Source organism: Bacillus sp. DJP31, assembly GCF_049310945.1.
Taxonomy (GTDB): domain Bacteria; phylum Bacillota; class Bacilli; order Bacillales; family SA4; genus Bacillus_BS.
The window spans coordinates 1-2,013 of sequence record NZ_JBMERO010000077.1; the positions used below are offsets into that span (position 1 = coordinate 1).

2 protein-coding genes are annotated in these 2,013 nt (G+C 40.0%); both read left to right on the forward strand.

Going from position 1 to position 2,013, the window contains the following annotated elements; all coding sequences use genetic code 11:
* Positions 1–170 precede the first annotated feature (170 nt).
* Positions 171–1,559, forward strand: coding sequence for a DDE-type integrase/transposase/recombinase (locus ACOI1C_RS22430; protein ID WP_422512855.1), 1,389 nt, complete (start codon positions 171–173; stop codon positions 1,557–1,559).
* Positions 1,553–2,013 (forward strand): ExeA family protein (locus ACOI1C_RS22435; protein ID WP_422512856.1); only part of this gene is annotated, 461 nt, incomplete at its 3' end. The genes ACOI1C_RS22430 and ACOI1C_RS22435, both read left to right, overlap by 7 nt.

Genomic DNA, 2,013 nt, shown 5'->3' on the forward strand with positions numbered 1-2,013 from the left:
CTCCGCCTTCCATTATCACTGTCATGGTAGTCGTTTTACTTGTCAGATAGTATGGATAAATTTGGTGTGAATTCCTTTTCTTACTACACAATATATGTCTGTTTTCTCCTCTCAACAAACAAGGGAAAATAGAGATTGTATATATTTTGATAGATAGGGAGAGAACGACAATGAATGATAGCCAGCTAGATGAAATTGCAGCCTTTCGTTTTGGGTTGATTGCCCAAGTAGTTCAACGTCAACTACAACCTGGGGAGAGATATACCCTTTTGAAAGACATTGCCAAGCAGCAGTACACCATTCCAGGCAGTGAAAAGAGAACCATAAGTTTAAGATCGCTAGAAAGATATATAAAGGCTTTTGAAAAAGGCGGGTTTAACGCACTTAAACCTCAAAAAAGAGAAAAAAATGGCAGCCTTAAGAGTATAGACGCTTCTATTTTAACGCGTGCCATTGAATTAAGAAAAGAACTTCCGAGTCGTAGTGTGGAACAGGTTATTCGAATACTAGAACTTGAAGAAAAAGTTCCAGTTGGTACACTTAAAACTCGCACTCTTTCACGGTATTTTCAAGAACAAGGATGGAGTAAAAGGGATCTTTACCGTGCGGTAAAGAAAGAATTTCAGCATTTTGAGCATGATTCTCCAAACGATTGTTGGCAAGCTGATACACAGCACACCCTATATATGCCTGATCCTGCGAATCCAAACCGCAGAAAAAAAGCGTACCTCATCGCAATTATTGATGATCACAGCCGCCGGATTATGCACGCTGAGTTCTTTTTTGAAGAGCGGTATCCACGCCTAGAGAGTTGTGTGCAAAAAGCAGTCGTAAAATATGGTGTTCCACATCTATTTTTTTGTGATAATGGCTCTGTGTACAGCGCTAAACAGTTTAAAGTGATATGTGCAAGGATGGGAACGAAGCTAATCCACGCAAAGCCCTACTCGCCTGAGTCGAAAGGGAAAATTGAGAAATATTTCCAGTATGTAGATTCGAGTTTTACAGGTGAAGCAAACCTTCTCATTAATCAAGGAAAACTAACAACCTTGAAACAATTAAATGAGTATTTGAACTCTTGGTTAGAAGCATACGACAATCGAGTTCATCGTGGAATTGGACAAACACCAAAGAGACGGTATGAATCTCATCAAGAAGAACGTCGCTTTCTTCCACCAGAAGGATTGAAGGAAATCTTTTTATGGGAAGAAGAACGTACCGTTAGAAAAACCGCCGTCATTGAATTAGAGGGGAATAGTTATGATGTTGATTCTTCCTTACGGGGCAAACGAGTAACTGTTCGCTATAATCCGTTCGATTTATCCTACATCCAAGTATGGAAAGATGACGTACGTTATCCTAACGCTAAGCCAGCTGAGCTTAGAAATCAAAGTCACTCTAAAATCCCTGATTCATCTCACGATGATACCTCTCCTACTGTTGTTTCAGATTACCTAGAGAGGTTGAAAAAGCAACAAGAGGAAGAGAAGCGTAAAGAATTAGGAAGACCCAGTTATGTGAGTTGGAAAGAAAAGTCAGGGGGGCGAAGTGAATGTTAGATTTCTTTGAAATGAAGGCTGTACCATTTACTCGAGAAATAGCAACCAATCAATTGTACGGTTCATCGAGCTATCAAGAAGCAACAGCTCGGCTAGAATACGCGGCTGAGCATCGACATTTTTGTCTCTTAACAGGAGACGCAGGCATGGGGAAATCAACTGCCGTGAGGTCCCTTGTACAAAGACTGGATCGAACTAAATACCGATATTTGTATTTATGTGATTCAGCGCTAACACCAAAATTATTTTATCGAGAAGTATTACAGAACTTTGGCATTCAACCCGCCTTCAGATCAACAGAGGTGAAACGTCAATATCAGTCATTGATGATAGATATCTATGAGAATGAGAGAAAAACGCCTGTCATTGTCATTGATGAAGCCCATCACTTCTCAGAACCGATGTTGCAAGAATTACGATTTATTCTCAATTTCAAGGAAGACTCTATGTCTCC

What these genes read in the sequence shown, in the direction of transcription:
- ACOI1C_RS22430 (WP_422512855.1), top strand. Translation starts at nt 171, where the DNA reads ATGAATGATAGCCAGCTAGATGAAATTGCAGCCTTTCGTTTTGGGTTG.